This window comes from Humitalea rosea (assembly GCF_003253705.1).
Lineage (GTDB): Bacteria > Pseudomonadota > Alphaproteobacteria > Acetobacterales > Acetobacteraceae > Humitalea > Humitalea rosea.
Window position 1 is genome coordinate 25,764 of record NZ_QKYU01000001.1, and the last position, 21,489, is coordinate 47,252.

The 21,489-nt window shown below is 68.8% G+C and carries 20 protein-coding genes; 12 read left to right on the forward strand and 8 right to left on the reverse strand.

Annotation, left to right across the window (positions count from 1 at the left end; genetic code table 11):
• Positions 1 to 13: 13 nt before the first annotated feature.
• Together wrbA and C8P66_RS00145 are read right to left on the reverse strand one after the other, a co-directional pair.
• A complete protein-coding gene (gene wrbA / locus C8P66_RS00140; protein WP_111396116.1) occupies positions 14 to 613 on the reverse strand; it encodes an NAD(P)H:quinone oxidoreductase in 600 nt (199 codons plus the stop codon).
• A gap of 161 nt (positions 614 to 774) precedes the next feature.
• Positions 775 to 2,286 (reverse strand): ABC transporter substrate-binding protein, encoded by a 1,512-nt coding sequence (locus tag C8P66_RS00145; protein WP_158537038.1) that lies wholly within the window; start codon positions 2,284 to 2,286, stop codon positions 775 to 777.
• Between the two features lie 94 nt (positions 2,287 to 2,380).
• Between C8P66_RS00145 and C8P66_RS00150 the strand changes: the two genes are divergently transcribed.
• The gene (locus C8P66_RS00150) at positions 2,381 to 3,625 is read left to right on the forward strand and encodes an aminotransferase class III-fold pyridoxal phosphate-dependent enzyme (RefSeq protein ID WP_111396118.1); all 1,245 of its coding nucleotides are present in this window, start codon (positions 2,381 to 2,383) and stop codon (positions 3,623 to 3,625) included.
• Positions 3,626 to 3,796: 171 nt separating this feature from the next.
• Here C8P66_RS00150 and C8P66_RS00155 read toward each other — a convergent pair whose 3' ends face one another.
• Both C8P66_RS00155 and C8P66_RS00160 read right to left on the reverse strand, forming a co-directional pair.
• Complete coding sequence (locus tag C8P66_RS00155) at positions 3,797 to 6,262, reverse strand: arsenate reductase (azurin) large subunit (protein WP_111396119.1); 2,466 nt, start codon at positions 6,260 to 6,262, stop codon at positions 3,797 to 3,799.
• A gap of 76 nt (positions 6,263 to 6,338) precedes the next feature.
• A complete protein-coding gene (locus C8P66_RS00160; protein ID WP_111396120.1) occupies positions 6,339 to 6,869 on the reverse strand; it encodes an arsenate reductase (azurin) small subunit in 531 nt (176 codons plus the stop codon).
• 49 nt (positions 6,870 to 6,918) lie between these two features.
• On the opposite strand from C8P66_RS00160, the gene C8P66_RS00165 reads away from it, so the two are divergent.
• From C8P66_RS00165 to arsJ, 5 genes are all read left to right on the forward strand, one after another.
• On the forward strand, positions 6,919 to 7,353 hold the full coding sequence (locus tag C8P66_RS00165) for an ArsR/SmtB family transcription factor (protein ID WP_408881873.1): 435 nt from the start codon (positions 6,919 to 6,921) through the stop codon (positions 7,351 to 7,353).
• Positions 7,350 to 8,426: an ACR3 family arsenite efflux transporter gene (arsB, locus tag C8P66_RS00170; protein WP_111396122.1), complete on the forward strand. Its 1,077-nt coding sequence runs from the start codon at positions 7,350 to 7,352 to the stop codon at positions 8,424 to 8,426. Before C8P66_RS00165 ends, arsB begins: the two co-directional genes overlap by 4 nt.
• Positions 8,427 to 8,561: 135 nt before the next feature.
• The gene (locus C8P66_RS00175; RefSeq protein ID WP_111396123.1) at positions 8,562 to 9,419 is read left to right on the forward strand and encodes a metalloregulator ArsR/SmtB family transcription factor; all 858 of its coding nucleotides are present in this window, start codon (positions 8,562 to 8,564) and stop codon (positions 9,417 to 9,419) included.
• A 25-nt stretch (positions 9,420 to 9,444) separates the two neighbouring features.
• Positions 9,445 to 10,488, forward strand: coding sequence for an ArsJ-associated glyceraldehyde-3-phosphate dehydrogenase (locus tag C8P66_RS00180; protein ID WP_111396124.1), 1,044 nt, complete (start codon positions 9,445 to 9,447; stop codon positions 10,486 to 10,488).
• The gene (gene arsJ / locus C8P66_RS00185) at positions 10,485 to 11,711 is read left to right on the forward strand and encodes an organoarsenical effux MFS transporter ArsJ (protein WP_111396125.1); all 1,227 of its coding nucleotides are present in this window, start codon (positions 10,485 to 10,487) and stop codon (positions 11,709 to 11,711) included. The genes C8P66_RS00180 and arsJ overlap by 4 nt, the downstream gene beginning before the upstream one ends.
• Positions 11,712 to 11,822: 111 nt before the next feature.
• Here arsJ and C8P66_RS00190 read toward each other — a convergent pair whose 3' ends face one another.
• The 4 genes from C8P66_RS00190 to C8P66_RS00205 are packed head-to-tail and all read right to left on the reverse strand — an operon-like array spanning position 11,823 to position 15,269.
• Complete coding sequence (locus C8P66_RS00190) at positions 11,823 to 12,572, reverse strand: ABC transporter permease (protein WP_111396126.1); 750 nt, start codon at positions 12,570 to 12,572, stop codon at positions 11,823 to 11,825.
• Positions 12,569 to 13,369, reverse strand: a complete 801-nt coding sequence (locus C8P66_RS00195; protein ID WP_111396127.1) for an ABC transporter permease — start codon at positions 13,367 to 13,369, stop codon at positions 12,569 to 12,571. Before C8P66_RS00195 ends, C8P66_RS00190 begins: the two co-directional genes overlap by 4 nt.
• Positions 13,369 to 14,439 (reverse strand): ABC transporter substrate-binding protein, encoded by a 1,071-nt coding sequence (locus C8P66_RS00200; protein ID WP_111396128.1) that lies wholly within the window; start codon positions 14,437 to 14,439, stop codon positions 13,369 to 13,371. Before C8P66_RS00200 ends, C8P66_RS00195 begins: the two co-directional genes overlap by 1 nt.
• A complete protein-coding gene (locus C8P66_RS00205) occupies positions 14,436 to 15,269 on the reverse strand; it encodes an ABC transporter ATP-binding protein (RefSeq protein WP_111396452.1) in 834 nt (277 codons plus the stop codon). The genes C8P66_RS00200 and C8P66_RS00205 overlap by 4 nt, the downstream gene beginning before the upstream one ends.
• A 565-nt stretch (positions 15,270 to 15,834) precedes the next feature.
• Here C8P66_RS00205 and C8P66_RS00210 point away from each other — a divergent pair.
• From C8P66_RS00210 to C8P66_RS00235, 6 genes are read left to right on the forward strand one after another with little or no spacing between them, the layout of a single operon-like run.
• Positions 15,835 to 17,178: an LLM class flavin-dependent oxidoreductase gene (locus C8P66_RS00210; protein ID WP_111396129.1), complete on the forward strand. Its 1,344-nt coding sequence runs from the start codon at positions 15,835 to 15,837 to the stop codon at positions 17,176 to 17,178.
• A 45-nt stretch (positions 17,179 to 17,223) separates the two neighbouring features.
• Positions 17,224 to 17,646, forward strand: a complete 423-nt coding sequence (locus C8P66_RS00215) for a hypothetical protein (protein WP_146422632.1) — start codon at positions 17,224 to 17,226, stop codon at positions 17,644 to 17,646.
• Positions 17,643 to 18,662 carry a sulfate ABC transporter substrate-binding protein gene (locus C8P66_RS00220; protein WP_111396131.1) on the forward strand — a complete coding sequence of 340 codons (1,020 nt, stop codon included), beginning with the start codon at positions 17,643 to 17,645 and terminating at the stop codon, positions 18,660 to 18,662. The genes C8P66_RS00215 and C8P66_RS00220 overlap by 4 nt, the downstream gene beginning before the upstream one ends.
• On the forward strand, positions 18,659 to 19,510 hold the full coding sequence (gene cysT, locus C8P66_RS00225; protein ID WP_111396132.1) for a sulfate ABC transporter permease subunit CysT: 852 nt from the start codon (positions 18,659 to 18,661) through the stop codon (positions 19,508 to 19,510). Before C8P66_RS00220 ends, cysT begins: the two co-directional genes overlap by 4 nt.
• On the forward strand, positions 19,507 to 20,352 hold the full coding sequence (gene cysW / locus C8P66_RS00230) for a sulfate ABC transporter permease subunit CysW (protein WP_111396133.1): 846 nt from the start codon (positions 19,507 to 19,509) through the stop codon (positions 20,350 to 20,352). Before cysT ends, cysW begins: the two co-directional genes overlap by 4 nt.
• The gene (locus C8P66_RS00235; protein WP_111396134.1) at positions 20,349 to 21,431 is read left to right on the forward strand and encodes a sulfate/molybdate ABC transporter ATP-binding protein; all 1,083 of its coding nucleotides are present in this window, start codon (positions 20,349 to 20,351) and stop codon (positions 21,429 to 21,431) included. The genes cysW and C8P66_RS00235 overlap by 4 nt, the downstream gene beginning before the upstream one ends.
• The last annotated feature ends 58 nt before the right edge of the window (positions 21,432 to 21,489 follow it).

Consider the following 21,489-nt stretch of genomic DNA (forward strand, 5'->3'; position numbering starts at 1 on the left):
TCTGGCGGCAGCGTCAGGCGCCGAGCCTGGCCGCGGCCTCCGCGACCTTGCGGCCCTGGTAGCGCGCGCCGGCCAGTTCATTCTCCGACGGCTTGCGCGACCCATCCCCGCCCGCGATCGTGGTCGCGCCATAGGGCGAGCCGCCGGTGACCTCATCCAGCTTCATCTGCCCGGCAAAACCGTAGTCGAGCCCGACGATGACCATGCCGAAGTGCAGCATGTTGGCGATGATGGAAAACAGCGTCATCTCCTGCCCGCCATGCTGGGTGGCGGTGGAGGTGAAGGCCGCGCCGACCTTGCCATGCAGCGCGCCGCGCGCCCAAAGCCCGCCGGCCTGGTCCAGGAAATTCGCCATCTGCGACGCCATGCGGCCGAAGCGCGTGCCGACACCGATGATGATGGCGTCGTAATTCGCGAGGTCGGCGATCTGCGCGATCGGGGCGGCCTGGTCGAGCTTGTAATGCGACGCCTTGGCGACCTCGGGCGGGACGAGTTCCGGCACCCGCTTGATGTCCACCTCGGCGCCCGCCTCGCGCGCGCCCGCGGCCATGGCCTGCGCCATGGTCTCGATGTGGCCATAGGCGGAATAATAGAGAACCAAGACCTTGGTCATGCGGCGGACTTCCCTTGCTGTGGGCGCCAACAGAGCAGCCCAAGGCAAGCCGCGCTTGCCGGAAGCTGCGCCGAATGGACGGATCGGGCGCGGCCGACAGCACCCTGTCGTTCCGCGCCTGCCTCCAACGCCCGACCGCGGGGAAAGTTTCGAGGGCGCGATCAGCCCCCGATCTGCATCCCCTGCAGCCGGATCAGCCCATCCGGCACCATCCGCAGCCCGCTCACCGCCGCCGTGGTCCCGAACAGGCTTTGCGCGTGCCAGAGGTAGATATAGGGCCGGTCGCGCAGCAGGATCGTCATCGCGCGGCCATAGGCGGCGAGGCGGGCCGCCGGGTCGACCAAGGTGCGGCCCTCGCGCAGCGCCACATCGGCCTCGGGGTTGCAGTAGCCGCCGCCATTCAGCGTCTCGCCGCAGGCATTGAAGCCCCAGAGGTTGCCGTCGATGTCGGTGCGGCCGGACCAGGCGATGATCAGCGCCTCGAAATCGCCCGTGGTCCATTGCCGCAGCAGGGTCGCGACCTCGATCACCTGCAACTCCAGATCGATGCCGGCCTCGGCCACCATCGCCTGGATCACCTCGGCGGCCTGGGTGTATTCGGTGGTGTTGGGCACCGAGAACTTCACCCGCAGCCGCTCATGCCCGGCCGCGCGCAGCAGGGCGCGGGCGCGGTCGAGGTCGCGCCCCGGCACGGCCAGGGATGCGATGTGCTGCGGATGGCCGGGCGGGGTGGACTGGTTGTCGGGGATATAGAGCCCCTCGAAGGCGACGCGGTTCAGCACGTCGCGGTCGATCGCAAGCTCAAAGGCCTCGCGCACCCGCGGGTCCTCGCCGAGCGGGGTATGGGCACGCTCGCCATGCGCGAGGTTGAAGGCGATATAGACCGAGGCGAGGGACGGGGCCTCCAGCAGCTTCACCCGCCGGTCCTGCCGCATGGTGGCGACATCCGATGGGTTGACCCGTTCGATCACATCCAGCGCCCCGGCGCGCAGATTGGCGGCGCGCACGGTGGTATCGGTGATCGGGCGGTAGATCACCCGGTCGAAATGGATCGCCTCCGCGTTCCAATAGGCGGGGTAGCGCTCCAGCTCGATCCGGTCCTGCGCGACGCGGCGGGTCAGCCGGAAGGGGCCGGCGCAGGCGGGCTCCTTCTGGAAATCGGCGCCAAGCACATTCGCCTGACGCGGCGAGACCAGCATGCCGGCGCGATCGGAGAGGGCGGCCAGCAGCGGCGCGAAAGGCTCGGAGAGGCGGATGCGGAGCTGCATCGGCCCCGCGACCTCGACCCCGGTGACCGGGCCCATCTCGGCCCGGCGGGTCGAGCCCTGCGCCGTCAAATGCCGGTTGAGCCCCGCGACGGCCCCGGCCGCATCCAGCGCCACGCCGTCATGGAAGGTCACGCCCGCGCGCAGGGTCAGCAGCAGGGCGCGGCCGTCCTCCTCCCAGGCCCAGGCGGTGGCGAGCTGCGGGATCAGCTCGCCCGTCTCGCTCACGTCGATCAGCTTGTCGCACATCGCCATGAACACCTGCCGCCCCGCCACGGTGCGGGAGAGCGTCGGGTCCAGCACATCGGGGTCGGAGGCGATGCCGATGCGCAGCTGCTGCGCGCCGGCCGGGAGGGCGGTCAGCCCAGAGAGGGTCAGGCCGATCAGGGCGGCGAGGAGCGGTCGCATGCGGTTCTCTCCATTGTCTGGACGCATCCTGACTTATATCCCCCGGGGCTGACCATATGATATATCCAGCCCCGCCGAGCCTTTGGAGCGCCCGATGCCCGATTCTGCCTATCCCGTGACCACGACCGGCCGCGATGCCGCGCTGCGCGAGCGCGCGCGCCAGGTGATCCCGGGCGGGCTCTGGGGCCATCTGAACGCCGCCAACCTGCCCTCCGGCTATCCGCAATACTATGCCCGCGCCAAGGGCTGCCGGCTGTGGGATGTCGATGGGCGGGAGTTCGTGGATTTCATGTCCTCCTGGGGCCCGATCGTGCTCGGCCACCATCATCCCCTGGTGGAGGAGGCGGCGCGGCGCCAGGCCGAGTTGGGCGATTGCATGAACGGCCCGGGGCCGGTGCTGGTGGAGCTGGCCGAACGGCTGGTCGGAACCATCCCGCATGCCGATTGGTGCCTGCTCGCGAAGAACGGCACGGATGCGACCACCGCCTGCGTCACCATCGCCCGCGCCGGCACCGGCAGGCGCAAGGTGCTGGTGGCGCGCGGCTCCTACCATGGCGCGGTGCCGTGGTGCTCGCCCTCGATCGCGGGGGTGACGGCGGAGGACCGCGCGCATCTGATCTTCTACGACTACAACGACATCGCCTCGGTCGAGGCCGCGGTCGCCAAGGCGGGGGACGACCTTGCCGCCATCCTCGTCACCGCCTTCCGCCACGACATGGCGCGCGCGCTGGAACTGCCCGATGTCGCCTTCGCGCGGTCGCTGCGGGCACTCTGCGACCATGCCGGCGCGGCGCTGATCGTGGATGACGTGCGCGCCGGCTTCCGGCTGGATATGGGCGGGTCCTGGGAGACGGTCGGCGTGCGGCCGGATCTCGCGGCCTATAGCAAGGCCATCGCCAATGGCCATCCGCTGGCCGCGGTGACCGGCGCCGAATGGCTCCGCCAGCCGGCGACCAAGGTCTATACCACGGGCTCCTTCTGGTGCGGCGCGGTGCCGATGGCCGCGGCGGTCGCGACCCTGGACGAGCTGCGCCGCATCGACGGCCCGGCGCGGATGAAGGCGATGGGCGAGCGGCTGCGCGCCGGCTGGGCCGCCGGGGCCGCGCGGCATGGCGTGGCGGTGCGCCAGACCGGGCCTGCGCAGATGCCGCTGATGCTGTTCGAGGGCGATGTGGGCTTCCGCCTCGGCGATGCCTTCTGCGCGGCGGCGCTGGCGGCGGGGGCGTATTTCCACCCGCGCCACAACATGTTCCTCAACTGCGCGCATACCGAGTCCGATGTGGACCGCGCGCTCCAGGCTTCGGATGCGGGCTTCGCGGCGGTCGCGCGCCTGGGCTGACCGGGTGCTGGAAAGCCCTTTTCGCGCGCGCGCGACGTTGGACGTGGGAGGGCTTGACCACTGGCTGCCCGCTCCCGGCCTTGGCTGCGCTGCTGGCGCGGCGACCCGTGGCGCAGCCGGCCCCCTGGCCGAGGCAAGCCGGGCAAGGCTGCCTTGGCCAAGCTTTGGGGCTCAGCCCGCCTGATACTCCTGCGACTTGAACGACAAGTGGCGCACCGATTCCGGCGCCGCGGCGATCTTCCGGATGCTGCCCCAGCTCTGCTTGTAGTTGGGGAGGATGAACTCGTTCACTCCCTTGCTGACCACATTGCCCTGCACCCCGGTCGGGTAGCCGAACAGCATGAAGGTCTCGTTCCGCTTCGCCGTGGGCGTTGGCCAGACCATGGCCTGGGTCGCGCCATTGTCGTTGAACACCTCGACCAGATCGCCCTGGGTAAGCTGAAGCTCCGTCATGTCGGCGGGGTGCATCTGGATATAGGGCAGCGGGAAGCGGTCGCGCACGAAATCATCGTGCTGGTCGAGATAGGCGCTCTGCCAGACATGGTTGGCGCGGCCGTTGTTGATCAGGAAGCGGAACTTGTCCTTCTCCGCCTGCTTGCCCTCGGCCTGCAACCCGCGCCACTGCGTGCTGGTGAAGGTCGCGCGGCCGTCGGGCTTGTTGAACTTGCCGTCGGAGAACAGCCGCTTCGTGCCGATGATGCGCTCGCCCTGCAACCCCGTCGCCGGCTCCTGGAAACCATTGGTGCCCATGGCGCGCAGCCGGGCGTAGGTGACGAACTCGCCGCCCTTCTCGTGCTTGCGGTAGCCGTCCTCGAAGGCGTCTTCCTCTGTGCGCCAGTCGTAGCCCTTGAATTTGTCGGCGGTGGCGGCGTTGCCCGCCGCGCGCCAGGTTCGCTCCATGGCTTGCGCCAGCCGCGCCACGATCAGCGCATCCGGCAGCGCCTGGCCGGGCGGGTCCATGTAGCGCTCGACCAGGCGCATGCGGCGCTCGCCATTCATCGAGGTCAGGTTCATCTCGCCCGAGGTCGCCGCCGGCAGCACGACATGCGCGCAGGAGCCGATCTGCGACGGCACGATATCCACATCGACGCTGAACAGCCCGCCCTGGCGGATCGCGCCCATGATGGCTTCGACCTTCGCCGCGCGATCGCCCGAGGGCACGCTGTCCATCGCCGCCTTCACCAGATCGGTGCGGCGCTTGTAGGCGCGCTTGAATTCGCTGGCGTTCAGCGTGGTCTTGAAATGATCGCACGCCCAGATGTGGTGCACGCCGCCGCGGTTGTTGATCAGCAACTGGTCCACATAGGCCGCCGGCCGGCCGACATGCGCGTCCGATGGGCGCGAATAGCCCTCCTGGTGCCCGCCGAGCCGCACGCAGCCGCCGCCCGGCCGGCCGATATTGCCAGTGGCGAGGGCCAGGTTCACCAGGCTCTGGTTGGTGCGGTAGTTGTCGTTGCCCCAGATCAGCCCCTTCTCATAGGCGAACATGGTCCGCCGCCGCGCCCCACCCTGCTTCGGCTCGGCGATCCAGGCGGCCGCCTTGCGGATGTCGTCGGCGGAGAGCCCGGTGAGTTGTGCTGCCTGTTCGATGCTGGTGCGGTTGGCGGTGACGGCGGCGTCGAAGCCGCTGGTGCTGGCGGCGATGAAGGGGCGATCGACCCAGCCCTTGGCCGCGACCTCGGTGAACAGGGCGTTGAACAGCACGAGATCCGTGCCCGAGTTGATCGCGAGATGCAGGACATTCTCCTTGCCCGCTTCCGTCTCCGATGCGGCGATGGTGACGGTCCGGCGCGGATCGACGACGATGATGCGCGCCGAGGCATGCGGCTCGTTCGGCAATTGCTGGCGCTTCTTGTCGAGCGAGGAGCCGCGCAGGTTCGGCACCCAGTGGTTCAGAAAGTAGTTGGTCTGCGTCTCCAGGCTGTTGGCGCCGACGATGAACAGCGTGTCGGCAAGCTCGGCATCCTCGTAAGCGTTGTTCAGCTCACCGACGCCCATGTCGCGCGAGCCGTGCACTTCGCTGTTGTAGGCCGGGCGGTTGTGGATGCGGATGTTCTTCACCTTCATGCTCTCGAAGTAGAGCTTGCCGGTCGCCCAGGTGTTCTCGTAGCCACCGCCGGCGCCGCCATGGTCGAAGGCGGAGACGATCAGCCCATCCTCGCCCTGCTCGGCGACGACGCGCTGGGTGACCTCGGCCACCAGCCCGATCGCGTCGTCCCACGACGTCGGCGACATCGTGCCGTAGCGCCAGATCCGCGGCTCGGTCAGGCGCGCGGCCAGCGTGTTCGTCGTGGTCGAGTAGGAGGTTTCCGCCATGCGGGCGCCGCGGATCGAGCCGAGGCCGGAATTCACCTCGCACTCATGGTCCGGCTTGATGACGATGTTCACGTCCCGGCCGTTCTGCCTGACGATATTGTACATCGAGGGGGCGAACCAGGCCGGGCTTTCGGCCGGCTGCTGTTCGGCGAGGTTCACGCCAAAAGCGTTCTCTGCCGCCGCGGTGCCGCCCTGGCCGCCAACCGGCCAGGAATAGGCCTTGTAGCCACAGCCGACGATGCAGAAGTGGCAGGTGACGTTGTGCACCGTGGCGTCCCGTGGCGGGATCGGCAGGCGATCGATGTTGCGCTTGAAGGCCATGGTCGCTTCGCTCCTGTTTCTGGCGATCCGATTCACGCTTCCGGCCTGCGGCCTCCAGCGATCGGATCGCGCCCCCCTATGCCAGCACGTTGCTGATGCGGCCGTAGATCAGCTCGTCGACACCGATCGCGCTGATGTCGCCATTGGCCGCGATGGCCAGGCGGAACTGCGCGAGGTTCGCGGTTGCCTGGCCCCAGATCTGCAAGCCCCCCTTCTCACAGTCGAAGCGGCTGTAATGGCCAGGGCAGTTCAGGCTGCGGTCATCGGCACGGAAGAACAGCGGAAAGCCCTTGTGGGGGCACATCGTGCTGAAGGCCACGATGTCGCCATCCGGGCCGACACCACCCGCGACGCGCGTTCCAAGCTTCATCACCACGCCGGGGCTGTCGGGATCCGGATAGGAAATCGGCACGGGTTCGTTGGGCTTGAGCTCTCCTACATTCGCCACCCGCGCGACCGGATAGGTGATCCGCGCTGGCGCTGGCGCCGCTTCGGCCTCACTGGCCGGAATGGCGCCGGCGACGGCGGCGGCGCCGACGGCCGCCACCGCGCCCCGCGACAAGAAGAAGCGTCGCCCGGACTCAGCCAGTTTGTCGCATTCGGCCATCGTCGTACCTCCCAGGTGAATCGCGCCTCTTGCGGGCCGCGGAACCGTAATGTTGCTCGAACCGACGCCACCATCGGCCAACACAAACCTGGTTTTCAAGGGGAATCCCATCGGGTATTCTCGAATCATGGATGAATCTGTTGCCGTCGAAGGTTTTGCCGCCCTCGCCCAGGAGACCCGTCTCCGGGTCTTTCGCCTGCTGCTCCAGCACGGCCCGGAAGGGGTGCCGGCCGGCGAGATCGCCCGCCGGCTGGGCACCCCTCCGAACACCATGTCCACCCATCTGGCGATCCTCACCCGGGCCGGACTCATCCAGGCCCGCCGGGAAAGCCGCCAGGTGTTCTATGGGGTCGAACTGGGGGGCATCCGCGAGCTGATTGCCTTTCTGGTCGAGGATTGCTGCGGCGGGCGCCCCGGCGCCTGTGCCCCGCTGCTCGACGCCACCCTGCCGCTCGCCGTCTGCGGCGGGCCGGCCTGTTCATGACCGCCGCCGCACCGCGCCGCCTGTCCTTCCTGGATCGTTGGCTCACGCTCTGGATCTTTGCGGCCATGGGGCTCGGCATCGCGCTCGGCAGCCTTGTGCCTGGCCTGCCCGCGGCGCTGGAGGCGATCTCGGTCGAGGGCACGAACCTGCCGATCGCCATCGGCCTGATCCTGATGATGTACCCACCCCTCGCGCGTGTGCGCTACGAGGCGCTGCCCCGGGTTTTTGCCGACCGCCGCGTGCTGCTGCTGTCGCTGGTGCAGAACTGGTTGATCGGGCCGGTCCTGATGTTCGGCCTTGCCGTGCTGTTCCTGTCGGACCGGCCCGAATACATGACCGGGCTGATCCTGATCGGCCTGGCGCGCTGCATCGCCATGGTCATCGTCTGGAACCAGTTGGCGCGCGGCGACAACCAGTACGTGGCGGGGCTGGTCGCCTTCAACAGCATCTTCCAACTGCTGTTCTTCGGGGTTTACGCCTGGTTCTTCCTCACGGTGCTGCCGCCGCTGGTGGGGCTGGAGGGCCAGGTGGTCGCGGTGTCCTTCGGCACGATTGCCGGCGCCGTGCTGCTCTACCTGGGCGTGCCCTTCGCGGCGGGCTTCCTGACCCGGCGGGTGCTGATCGCCCGGCATGGCGAGACCTGGTACGCGGAAAAATTCCTGCCGCTGATCGCGCCCATCACCCTGGCGGCCCTGCTCTTCACCATCTTCGCCATGTTCGCGCTCAAGGGCGGCGACGTGCTGCGCCTGCCGCTGGATGCGCTGCGCATCGCGGTGCCGCTGGTGATCTATTTCCTGGTGATGTTCATGGTCAGCTTCTGGATGGGCCGGCTGATCGATGCGGACTACCCGCGCACCACCGCTATCGCCTTCACCGCGGCCTCCAACAACTTCGAGCTGGCGATCGCGGTCGCCATCGCCGCCTTCGGCCTGGCCTCGCCGGTGGCTTTCGCGACCGTGATCGGGCCGCTGGTCGAGGTGCCGGTGCTGATCCTGCTGGTCGGCGTGGCGCTGCGGCTGGGGCGCCGGTGGTTCCCGGCCTCCGCTCCACCGGCCGGGCAAGGTGCGGGATAGGTCGCGGCCGGGTCTCGGCCGCGCTGACCGGCGTGACGCGGGCGGCACGCGAGGCCGTCCTTGGAAGGCTCGGCTGACATGAAGCCTTCATCGAAACGTCACCCCGCGGCCGGGCATTTCGATTAAAATGGAATAATGGAAACAGAAGACGCCGCCTTCGCCTTCGCAGCCCTTGGGCAGGGCACGCGGCTCGACCTGCTGCGTGTCCTGCTGGACGCCGGGCCGAGCGGTGTGGCGGCCGGAGAGGTCGCGACCCGGCTCGGCGTGCCCGCCTCCACCCTGTCCTTCCATCTGCGGGCGCTGGACCAGGCGGGGCTGATCGCTGCCACGCGCCAGGGCCGCAGCCTGATCTACGCCGTGCAGTTCGCGCGGCTGCGTGCCCTGCTCGCCTTCCTCGCCGAGGCCTGCTGCGGCGGCGAGCCCGACCGCTGCGGCGACCTCGGGCGGATGCTCGACACCATCACACGGGAGAACAACATCATGCGAGCCGCCACCTTCAACGTGCTGTTCCTCTGCACGCACAACTCCGCCCGCTCGATCATGGCCGAGGCCCTGCTGCAAAAACTCGCCCCCGGCCGTTTCGCGGCCTACTCGGCGGGCTCGGACCCGTCGCCGACCGGGCCCTTGCCCGAGGTTCTGTCGCTGCTGAAGGCCCTGGGCCATGACGTGTCGGGGCTGCGGTCGAAGTCCTGGGACGAGTACACCGGCCCCGCGGCGCCGAAGATGGATTTCGTCCTGGCCCTCTGCGACACGCTGCAGGGCCAAGTCTGCCCGGATTTCGGCGCGACGACGATCACCGGTGCCTGGCCGCTGCCGGACCCCGCGAAATTCAGCGGCAGCGTCGCGGAGCGTGCGACCCTGCTGAACGAAGTCTATGCCGGGCTGCGTCGTCGGCTGGAGGCCTTCATCAGCCTGCCCATCGCCTCGCTCGACCGCATGGCGCTGAAGGCGCGCGTTGATGAACTGGCCGATCCGCACGCGGTGACGCGGTGACGGATTCGAGCGTGGAGGCCGTTGCATGAAGGTCGGCATCACGGGAATGGGCCGCATTGGCCGGCTGGCGCTGCGTGCCGCCATGGGGGCCGCCGACCGCCAGCCAGAGGACCCGCGTGCGCGGAACCGGCTGGAGGTCGTGCACCTCAATGAGATCAAGGGCGGTGCCGCGGCCATCGCCCATCTGTTGGAGTTCGACAGCGTCCAGGGCCGTTGGCGGGCGGATATCGCGGCCGAGGGCGGCGGCGCGATCCGCATCGGCGATCACCGCATGACCTATTCGGAACAGGCCGAGCCGGCGCGCATCCCCTGGGGCGATCTCGGTGTCGATCTCGTCCTCGAATGCACCGGCAAATTCCTGGCGCCCGAAGCGTTGCAGGGCCACCTCGACCGTGGCGCCAAGCGGGTCATCGTCGCGGCACCCGTGAAATTCGACAGCGTGCTGAACGTGGTGGTCGGCGTGAATGAGCATCTCTACGACCCCGCTCGCCATCCGATCGTCACCGCCGCCTCCTGCACCACGAATTGCCTCGCCCCGGTGGTGAAGGTGGTGCATGAGGCGATCGGCATCCGCCACGGCCAGATCACCACCATCCACGACCCGACCAACACCAATGTCGTGGTGGACGCGCCGCACAAGGATCTGCGGCGCGCGCGATCGGCCATGTTGTCGTTGCAGCCGACCACGACCGGCAGCGCCACGGCCATCGCGCTGATCTATCCCGATCTCAAGGGCAAGCTGAACGGCCATGCGGTGCGCGCGCCGGTGCTGAATGCCTCGCTCACCGACTGCGTCTTCGAGATGCGGCGGGAGACGACCGCCGAGGAGGTCAACGCGCTCTTCGCCGCGGCCGCGGCCGGGCCGCTCGCGGGCATCCTCGGCTATGAGACGCGCCCGCTGGTCTCGGCGGATTATGCGCGGGATACGCGGAGTTCGATCGTCGATGCGCCGAGCACCATGGTGACCGACGGCACGCTGCTGAAGATCTACGCCTGGTATGACAATGAGATGGGCTATGCCTGCCGCATGGTGGATCTCGCCTGCCACATGGAAAGCGTCGGGATATGAATGCCGGCACCCGCAACTACGCCATCGTCACCGCCGCCTATTGGGGCTTCACGCTCACCGATGGCGCGCTGCGGATGCTGGTGCTGCTGCATTTCTTCCGGCTGGGCTACAGCCCTTTCACGCTGGCCTTGCTGTTCCTCCTGTATGAGGCCGCGGGGATCGGCGCGAACCTGATCGGCGGCTGGCTCGCCACCCGTTTCGGTATCGCGCGCATGCTGGCGGTGGGGCTCTCCACACAGATCGTCGGTTTCCTGCTGCTCTCCGCCATGTCTGCGGGCTGGAGCGCCGCACTCTCCGTCGCCTGGGTGGTGATGGCGCAAGGGATTTGCGGCGTCGCCAAGGACCTCACCAAGACGGCGAGCAAATCCGCGATCAAGCTGACCGCGGGGGAAGCCGCGGGGCGCCTGTTCCACTGGGTGGCCTTCTTCACCGGCAGCAAGAACGCGATGAAGGGCTTTGGCTTCTTCCTTGGCGGGCTGCTGTTGGAGGCGCTCGGCTTTCGGGGCGCCCTCTGGGCCATGGCGGCGATGCTCGGTGCCATCCTGATCGCCGTCGTGCTGTCGCTGCCGCCACTGATGGGACGCGGCCCGGCATCGAAATCCGCCAAGGAGCTCTTCGCCAAGAACCGGGGCGTGAACCTGCTGGCCGGGGCGCGGGTGTTCCTGTTCGGTGCCCGCGACGTATGGTTCGTGGTCGGGCTGCCGGTGTTCCTCTACGCCTCGGGTTGGACCTTCACCATGGTGGGTGCCTTCCTCGCCGTTTGGACCATCGGCTACGGCATCATTCAGGCGGCGGCTCCCGCTGTCATTCGCAAGAGTGCCGATGGGCTGTCGTCGGAGGTGCCGGCGGCGCGCTTCTGGTCGCTGGGCCTGGCGATCGTCCCGGCTGTGCTCGCGGCGCTCCTCGTGGCCGGCGCGCCCCGGCCCGACATCATCGTGCCGATCGGATTGTGCCTGTTCGGCGTGGCTTTTGCCGTGAACTCCTCGGTCCATTCCTACCTTGTGCTGGCCTATGCCGGCAGCGAGAAGGCCGCCGAAGACGTCGGCTTCTATTACGCCGCCAATGCCGTCGGACGCTTCGCCGGCACGCTGCTCTCCGGCCTGCTCTACGCCTGGGGGGGGCTGACGGCCTGCCTGGTCGGTTCGGCCCTGATGCTTGCCGTCTGCTGGGTCTTGACGCTGGCCTTGCCGACGGGCGCCGCGGCCCGCACCGCGACGGCTTAGCGCTGTGCGCCTACGTCGATGTCACGCACCTCGGCGCCGATGGGCGGCGAGAGGCGATGCGGCGTTATGGCTTTGCGGGACATCGGGGGTCTGCGTTCCGGAACCTCAGGATCAGGCAATTTCGCGTTTCCAGGGCGCCAGCCGCGCGCCGCCAAGCCGCGCCATTTGGCTCAGCACCAGGCCGACCGCCCCGAGCAGCACGACACCAACCAGCACCAGCGCCATGTCGAAGGTGTCGCGCCCCTCGATTAGCACGCCGCCGAGGCCGGTGCCTTTGGCCAGGAAGTATTCGGCGCCGATGGTCGCGAGCCAGGCATGCATCAGCCCCAGCTGCACACCGGTCATCATCGATGGCAGGGCTGCCGGCAGGCGGATGCGCGCCAGCGACTGCCAAGGGCCGAACCGCAGCACCGATCCGACCTCCAGCAAGGCGCGTGGCGTGCCGGCAATGCCCTCCCAGCTGTTCAGCACCATCGGCGTGAAGGTGGCAAGCGCGATGAAGATGATGCGTGCCTCCTCGCCAAAGCCGAACCACATGGCGATGAGCGGAATCCAGGCGAAGACGGCGACATTCTTCAAGGCGTGAAAGCTCGGCCCAAGCAGGCGGTCGGCGGGCCGCGACAGGCCGCAGAGCAGGCCGAAGCACAGGCCAAGACCCGCCCCGAGCACGAAGCCGGCAAGGCAGCGCCCGAGACTCGCACCGAGTGCCAGGAAGATCGCGGGGTCGGTCAGCACACGCCAGGCCGTTGCCGCGACCTCGCCCGGTGGCGCAAGCAGCCTGGGATCGGCCAGGCCCCCCGCAGCCACACCCTGCCATAGCGCCAGCAGCCCCAATGGCAGCACCAGCCCCCGCGCGTTCATGCCGCCCGCCAGGGTTGCAGCCGTCGTTCCAGCAGGGCCAACGAGGCATCGAACACCAGGCCCACTGCGGCGATCACCACCATGCCCGCGATGACCATGTCCATCTGGAACATCTGCCGCCCCCAGACGAGCAGGAAGCCGAGCCCTTCGGCCGAGGCCAGCAGCTCCACCGCCACCAGCGCCTTCCAGCAGCTCGTCAGCCCGTAGCGGATGCCGGTGAAGACCGGCGGCACCGCGGCCGGCAGCACCACGTGGCGCAGCACCTGCCAGCGGCTGTAGCGGAAGGCCGTGCCGACCTCGACCCAGCCGCGCGGCACGGCGCGGATGCCGGCCAGGGTGTTGAGGGTGACCGGCACCAGCGCGGCCTTGGCGATGATGACGATCTTCAGCGCCTCGCCGATGCCGAGCGGCAGCATCAGCAGCGGCACCCAGCCGATCACCGGCACCTGCGCGATGGCGACGAAGCTTGGCCGCAGGTAATCCTCCACGCGCGGTGACAAGGCCATGGCAGCACCGAGCGCCAGCCCGAGCACGGCGCCGATGGCAAAGCCCTGGACCACGCGTCCCATGCTCCACAGCGCATGGCTTTGCAGCTCGCCCGATTGCCACAGCTCCGTGAGCGTGGCCCAGACCTCGGCGGGGGCGGGCAGGATGGCGGGCGTCAGCCAGCCGGCCCGCGCGGCGGCGGCCCAGGCCAGGAGGCCGAGCAGAGGCAGAAGGAGTGCCGCGGGCCATGCCGGCAGGCGCCAGGCGCGTGGCCCCGCGGCGGCGCGGGGAAGGGTGATCGAGACCGACATCACACGACGATCTCCCGCCCTTCGGCATCGCGCCGTGTCCAGCGCCGCTCCAGCCCCAGCTCCCGCAGGGCGGCATCGAGGTGGGTCGTGTCGAACCAGGCGGCCGTATCCACCTGGCGGCGCACCAGCCGGTGCTCCAGCGCCTGATCGGCCTGGATCCGGTACTGGCCCCGCAGGAAGGCGTCGAGCAGCGGATTGTTGCGGAAGGCCAGCGGCAGATCGGCGAAATCCTCCCGGAAGTTTTCCACCGAATGACCGGATTTGCCCCAGATCTGGAACAGCTCCTCCCGGTTCTCCTCCTTCGAGGCCCAATCGGAGGCGCGGACGAAGCTGTTCACGATGCGCCCGGTGAGCTCGTGATGATCCTTGTCGAACGCCTCCTGCACCAGCAGGTGCGAATGCCGGGCAAAGCCGGGATTGTCGCCCTTGGTGCTGTAGACGATCTTCGCCAGACCACGCCGTTGCAGCCCGAACAGCACCGGCGAGCTAAAGGCCGCATCGATGCTGCGTGTCGCGAGTGCCGCATCCGACGCCGCGAAATCCAGATTGACCACGCGCAGATCGCGCTCGGTCAGGTTGTTCGCCGCCAGCACCTTGACGATCGCCAGATGCAGGTTGGTGCCGCGGTGCCAGGCGACGGTCTTGCCGCGCAGGTCGGCGGGGCCGCGGATCGTGCTGTCCGGCGGCACGGCGAGGTAGATCGGATTGTTCACGCCGCTCGCCAGGATCAGCCTGGTGCGCAGCCCGTTGGCGCGCCCGATCACCGCAGGCAGGTCGCCCTGCACTGCGAAATCGAGTTGGTTGTTCGCCAGCGCCTCGTTCACCGCGGGGCCGGCACCGGCAAAGAAGGACCACCGGATTTCCAGGCCGCGTTCGTCGGCCAGGTCGCGTTCCAGCCATCCTTCGGCATGGGAGGCCGCGATGGGCGAACCGCCGGTGAACTGGCGGTTGCCGGCACCGATCGAGGCGAAGCCGATGCGCACCACGCGCGTCTGGGCGCGCAGAATACGCGGGGCGAAGAGCGAGGCGGTGGCCGCGGCCACCGCGATGCGTCGGGGGATCGTTGTCATGGCTGGAGGGGTCCTTCCGTGCTGATGCCGTCGTCGAGCATCGCCAGAACCTCGGCGCGCAGCCGGGCGAAGGCGGGATCGGCGTGGTCCCGCGTGATGCTGCGGGGGAGATCGAGGATGCGGGCAATGCGCCCTGGCCGCGGCGTCATCACGACGAGGCGGGTGCCCAGCAGCAGGGCCTCATCCACATCATGGGTGACGAGCAGCATGGTGGTGCGCTCGCGCTCCCAGATGCGGCGCAGTTCGCGCTGCAGTCGGGCGCGGGTCAGCGCGTCGAGTGCGCCGAAGGGTTCATCCATCAGCAGAACGTCGGGGCCATTGACCAGTCCGCGCGCTATCGCCGCGCGCTGAGCCATGCCGCCGGACAGTTGGTGCGGCCAGGCATCCTCGAAGCCCGCGAGGCCGACCAGGGCGATATGCTCGGCGACGGCAAGGCGCTTCGCCTCTGGACCGCCTGGCGCATTCAGCAGCGCGGTCGCGACGTTTTGCGTGACGGTGAGCCAGGGAAACAGACGCGGCTCCTGGAACACCAGGCCGCGTTGCAGGCTGGGCCCCGCAATCGGCACGCCGGCATGCAGCAGCGTGCCGGTATCGGCGCGATCCAGCCCGGCGAAAAGGCGGAGCAGCGTGGATTTGCCGCAACCGCTGGCGCCGAGAATGGTGACGAACTCGCCGGCTGCGACATCAAGATCGACGCCGGCGAGCGCCACCAGATCGGTGCCCGCGATGCGGAAACGACGCGAGACGCCGCGCGCGGACAGGGCGCAGCGCGCCGCGTCGAGGCTGGCCTGCCGCAGGGGGGGCGGCGTGGCCTTCAGAACCGCGCTCATCGCGCGACCCGGCGGCTGTTCGCCCCCACGCGGCGCTGCGGGGGCGAGATCGGCCAATGGGGGAGGAGGGGGCAGGAACGAGGGTGGCGTGGCATGGCATGGCCCGATGCAAGGGGAGGGGGGAAGTGCGGCGCGACCCGGGAGCGCCACGTCAACGGCCACGGCTGCTGCGTGGCCGGCCTGCACGCAGGGTCAACAGCCCTGGCGGCGCGGTTCGACGCGCAGGCCGCACGCCATCTCGGAGACCATCATGCGAGACCTCCTGTCACCTTCACCCGACCTTGAGTGGCCGGGGTGATCATCGATTCCACGTTTTCTAAATGGAGTCAATCATATTTAACGATCATAAATAGTGTGATATATGACCATATATATCAATTAGATAATGTATGATTCGTCTCGGTATGGGGTTTCCGCATCGTCGGATGCCGCCATGAGGATCGGGAATATCTCTATCAACGTTTATATGTGAGTCTTTTCTTGTTTAACGATTGGATGGCGTGTTTGATGACCGCAGAGTGCCGATCGCACCCGCCGGCGTGCTCACCGAGCCAAGGACAAGCCCATGACCGACCGCAGCCTGAACCTGAACCTGTTCATCTACCCCGATGGGCATCATGAGGCCGCCTGGCGCTATCCGGGATCGCAACCCGATCGGATCCTGGACCTCGGATGGTTCCAGGCCCTGGCGCAGCGTGCCGAGGCAGCGGCCTTTGATGCGGTCTTCTTCGCCGATGGCCCGGCCCTGGCCGAGAACATCCAGTATGCGCCGAGGTTCCGGCTCGAGCCGATCACACTGCTGGCCGGCATCGCCGCGGCGACCTCGCGCATCGGGCTGATCGCCACCGCCTCGACCACCTATTACGAGCCCTACAACCTCGCGCGGCTGTTCGCTTCGGTGGACCATCTCAGCCATGGCCGCGTGGGCTGGAACATCGTCACCACGTCATCGCCGGCCGCCGCGCGGAACTTCGGGCTCGAGGAACATCCCGCCCATGCCGCGCGCTATGCGCGGGCAGAGGAGTTCGTCGATGTGGTCACGAAACTCTGGGACTCGTGGGAGGATGACGCGATCATCGCCGATGCCGCCAGCGGCCTCTATGCCGATCCCGCCAAGATCCACGCGATCGAGCATGTCGGCCGCCACTTCCGCGTGCGCGGGCCGCTGAACGCACCGCGCTCGCCGCAAGGGCGGCCGGTCTATGTGCAGGCAGGCTCCTCCGAGGACGGCCGTGGCTTCGCCGCGCGCCATGCCGAGGCGATCTTCACCGCGCATCAGACACTCGGCGCCGCCCAGGCCTTCTACGCCGACATCAAGGCCCGCGCGCTGGGCGTCGGGCGACGGCCGGAACACATCAAGATACTGCCCGGGCTCAGCCCCTTCATCGGCAGCACGCAGGCCGAGGCCCGCGCCTTGCAGGAGCAGTTCAACGCGCTGACCCAGCCGGCCTACTCGCTCCAGCAACTGCGTCAGATGCTGGGTGTGGATTTCTCCGGCCACGACCTCGATGCACCCTTCCCGCGCCATCTGATCCAGCCGGAGAATTCGCAGGCCGTCGCGAGCCGGTTCCAGGTCGTGCTCGACATCGTGGATCGCGAACAGCCCACGTTGCGCGGGCTGCTCCACCGGCTGGCCGGGGCGCGGGGCCATTTCGTCATGGCCGGCACCCCCGATCAGGTCGCCGACCACATCGAGACCTGGTTCACCCAAGGGGCGGCGGATGGCTTCAACGTGATGCCGCCCTGGCTGCCCGGCGGCTTCGAGATCTTTGCCGACGAGGTCGTGCCGATCCTGCGCCGCCGCGGGCTGTTCCGCAGCGCCTATGCCGGCAGCACGCTGCGCGACCATCTGGGCCTGCCGCGGCCGCCGAGCCTCTACAACCAGCCGGCCCGGCAGTTGGCGTCGTGAGCAGGGACGGCAGGGCTGTGTCAGCCGCCGCGCGGCCCGTCGCACATGACCGCCCCATCCGCGACATGGCCGGTGCTTGACGGCTTCCGCGCCTCCCTCTCGCCGGAGGGCGACGGGCTGCGGGTCGAGGTGCAGACCACCGAGGGCGCCGTGCTCCGCTTTGGCATGGATCACCGGGCCGTGAGCGCGGTGGTCGCCTGCCTGCTCGACGTCGCGCGCCGCGCGCCGCCGGGCATACCGCCTGGTCCCGCCGCCCGCGTTGCCGCCGATGCCGTCGGCGTTGCGCTCTCCGACGCGGGCGAAGCCCTGCTGGTCTTCGAAACCGGCGGCGCGGCGCTGTCCTACGCCTTGCCGCCCGATGCCCTGGCCGAGCTGGCCAGAGGCTTGCGGCAAGTGGGCCGGCACACATCCCGCTTGCGCGCACCGCCCCAAGTCATCCACCCTCACCCCAGGAGACATGGCGCATGATGCCCACCCCCCTCAGACGCCGCGCGCTGATGGCGGCCACGGCAACCAGCCTGTTGGCCAGTGGCGCCAGGGCGCAGGCGGCAACCACGCTGCTGAACGTCAGCTATGATCCGACGCGGGAATTCTACCGCGAGTTCAACCGCATCTTCGCGGCGAGCTGGGCGGCGCAAGGCCACCCGCGCCCGAACATCAACACCTCGCATGGCGGATCGGGCCAGCAGGCACGCAGCGTGATCGACGGCCTGGCAGCCGATGTCGTGACGCTCGCATTGGCCTATGACATCGATGCGATCGCCGAGCGTGGCCTGATCGCCCCCGACTGGCAGAAGCGCCTGCCGGACAACAGCTCGCCCTACACCAGCACGATCGTGTTCCTGACGCGGCGCGGCAACCCCAAGGGCGTGAAGGACTGGGGCGACCTGCTGAAGCCGGGCGTCGCCATCATCACGCCCAACCCCAAGACATCCGGCGGCGCACGCTGGAACTACCTGGCACTCTGGGGCTGGGCACTCGCCCAGCCTGGCGGCACCGCACAGACGGCGGAGCAGGCGGTCACGCAGCTCTTCCGGCAGGTGCCGGTGCTCGACACCGGCGCGCGCGGTTCCACCACGACCTTCGTGCAGCGCGGCCAGGGCGATGTGCTGCTCGCCTGGGAGAATGAGGCACATCTGGCACTCCGGGAGTTTCCGCAAGGCGGGCTTGAAATCGTGTACCCCCGCTTCTCGATCCTGGCCGAACCGCCGGTCGCGGTGGTCGATGCCAATGTCGATCGGCGCGGCACGCGCGCGACTGCGGAGGCCTATCTGCGCTACCTCTACACGGACGAGGCGCAGCATCTGGCGGCAAAGCACTTCTACCGTCCACGCGATCGCGCGGCGCTTCAGGCCAATGCGTCACGCTTCCCCGGCATCGAACTCATCACGGTGGATGCGGTGTTCGGCGGCTGGGCCCAGGCGCAGCGGACGCATTTCAACGATGGCGGCATCTTCGACCGCATCTACCAGCCGGGACGATGAAGGCCGCCGTCGCCCGCCCCGCTTTCGGACGACGGCGCCACCCCTTGCCGGGCCTTGGCCTGTCGCTCGGGCTCACGCTGCTCTGGCTCGGGGTCATCGTGCTCATCCCGCTCGCGGCACTGGCGATCAAGCCATGGGAGCTTGGGGTGCAGCGCCTGGGCCTGGTGCTGATTGACCCGCGCGTGCTGGCCGCGCTGCGCCTCTCCTTCGGTGCGGCGCTGCTCGCTGCGCTGTTCAGCGTGCCGGTCGGGCTGCTGCTGGCCTGGACGATCACACGCTACCGCTTCCCCGGCCGGCGCGTGCTGGATGCGATCATCGACCTGCCCTTCGCCCTGCCGACGGCGGTCGCGGGGCTTTCGCTCACCGCGCTGTTTGCGAACAATGGCTGGCTTGGCGCGCCGCTGGCCGAATGGTTCGGCTGGCAGGTGGCCTTCCGGCCGGCGGGCGTCGTGGTGGCCCTGATATTTGTGGCGCTTCCCTTTGTCGTCCGCTCCGTGGAGCCGGTGTTGCGCGACCTGCGGCCGGATGCGGAGGAGGCCGCCGCAACCCTCGGCGCCACGCGGGCGCAGACGGTCTGGCGGGTCGTGCTGCCGGTGCTGTGGCCCGCCACCATCACCGGCTTCGGGCTCGGTTTCGCACGCGCGGTGGGCGAGTACGGCAGCGTGATCTTCATCGCGGGCAACATGCCGATGGTCAGCGAGATCGCGCCCCTCATCATCGTCGTGAAGCTGGAGCAGTTCGACTACGCGGCCGCGGCCGGGATCGGCCTCGTGATGCTGGTGCTGTCCTTCCTGATCCTGTTCGCCCTCAACCTGTGGCAACGCGCCTTGCGTCAGGGCCAGGCATGAGCAGCGCCGGGCAGCGCGCCGACGAGGATCCTTTCCTGGTGCGATGGGGGCTGATCGCGACGTCGCTCGCACTGGCGGTGGTGATCTTCCTGCTGCCGCTCGCGGCCGTCTTCACCGAGGCCCTGCGGCGTGGCGCGGCGCCGGCGCTGGCCGCGATCCTGGAGGAGGATGCACGGGCCGCCATGGGCCTCACGCTGCTGGTCGCCGCGATCGCGGTGCCGGTCAACACGGTGGGCGGGTTGGCCGCGGCCTGGGCCATCGCCAAGTTCGACTTCGCCGGCAAGCGGCTGCTGATCACCTTGATCGAGCTGCCCTTCTCGGTGTCGCCGGTGATATCGGGTCTGGTCTATGTGCTGCTGTTCGGGGCGCAGGGCTATCTCGGCCCCTGGCTGCGGGCGCATGACATCCAGATCATTTTCGCGCTGCCCGGCCTGGTGCTCGCGACCATCTTCGTGACCTTCCCCTTCGTTGCCCGCACCCTCGTGCCGCTGATGCAGGAACAGGGCCGTGGGGAGGAGGAGGCCGCCGCCACCCTTGGCGCAGGTGGCTGGCAGATTTTTCGCCGCGTCACCCTGCCCAATGTGAAATGGGCGCTGATCAGCGGCGTGCTGCTGTGCAACGCCCGTGCGATGGGCGAATTCGGCGCCGTCTCGGTGGTGTCGGGGCACATCCGCGGGCAGACCAATACGCTGCCGCTGCATGTCGAGATCCTCTACAATGAATACATGTTCGTGGGCGCCTTCGCGGTCGCCTCGCTGCTCGCCCTGCTCGGCCTGGTGACCCTGGCCGCGAAGGCGCTGCTGGAGGCCTTGGCCGGCCGCAGGGTCCGGGCCACGGCATGACCGTCGAGATCGAGGATGTGGTGCGGCGCTTCGGGGCGACGGCCGCGCTGGAAGGCGTGTCGCTGACCCTGCGGGCCGGGGAGTTCGTGGCGCTGCTCGGGCCATCCGGCTCCGGCAAGACCACGTTGCTGCGGATTCTGGCCGGGCTGGATTTCCCCGATTCCGGCCGCGTTTTAATCGCCGGTGCAGACATGGCGCAGGTTCCGGCGCGGCGGCGCGGCGTCGGCGTGGTGTTCCAGAACTACGCGCTGTTCCGGCACATGACGGTCTTCGAGAATGTGGCCTTCGGTCTGCGGGTGCGGCCGCGCCGGTTTCGCCCCGGCAACGCCGATATCCTCCGGCGGGTGCGGGAACTGCTGGATCTGGTGCAGATTCCGGAACTGGCGCAGCGCTATCCCGACCAGGTCTCGGGCGGGCAGCGGCAGCGGGTCGCGCTGGCCCGCGCCTTGGCGATCGAGCCGCAGCTGCTGCTGCTGGATGAACCCTTCGGTGCATTGGACGCGCTGGTGCGGAAGGATGTGCGTCGCTGGCTGCGTGGCCTGCACGACAGGCTCGGCATCACCTCCCTCCTCATCACCCATGACCAGGAGGAGGCGATGGAGCTCGCGGATCGCGTCGCCATTCTGGAGCGTGGCCGCGTCGTTCAGTTCGATACGCCTTCGGCCGTGATGACGCGGCCCGCCACGCCCTTCGTCGCGGGCTTCCTGGGCGATGCCACGCGGCTCGAAGGCCAGGTGGCGGCGGGCGTGCTGCATGTTGCGCGGCTGCCGCGGGCGCCCTTGCGCGTGGCGCTGGCCGACGGGCCCGCGACGGCCTTCCTGCGTCCGCGGGACGTCGTCGTCACGCCGGCCGGCCGCGATGCCGGGAACGGCGTCATCCGCCACGCATCCGCGGCGCCCGACGCGCAGATGCGCTGCGTGGTCGAGGTCAATGGCGTGCAACTCGACGCGCTTGCGACGAACGGGGCGGGGTGGATGGTCCGCGGCGCCGCATGTCAGGTGACGATCCGCGGGGCGCTCGTCTTCGGTGCGGCCGGCCCCGGGGTGATGGCGGAGGCAGAGGCCGCGCCGGCGGAGTGAGGGCCGCGGCGATAGGGGTGCGCCGTTCATGCGTGCCACCGGGCATGCGTGCCACCGT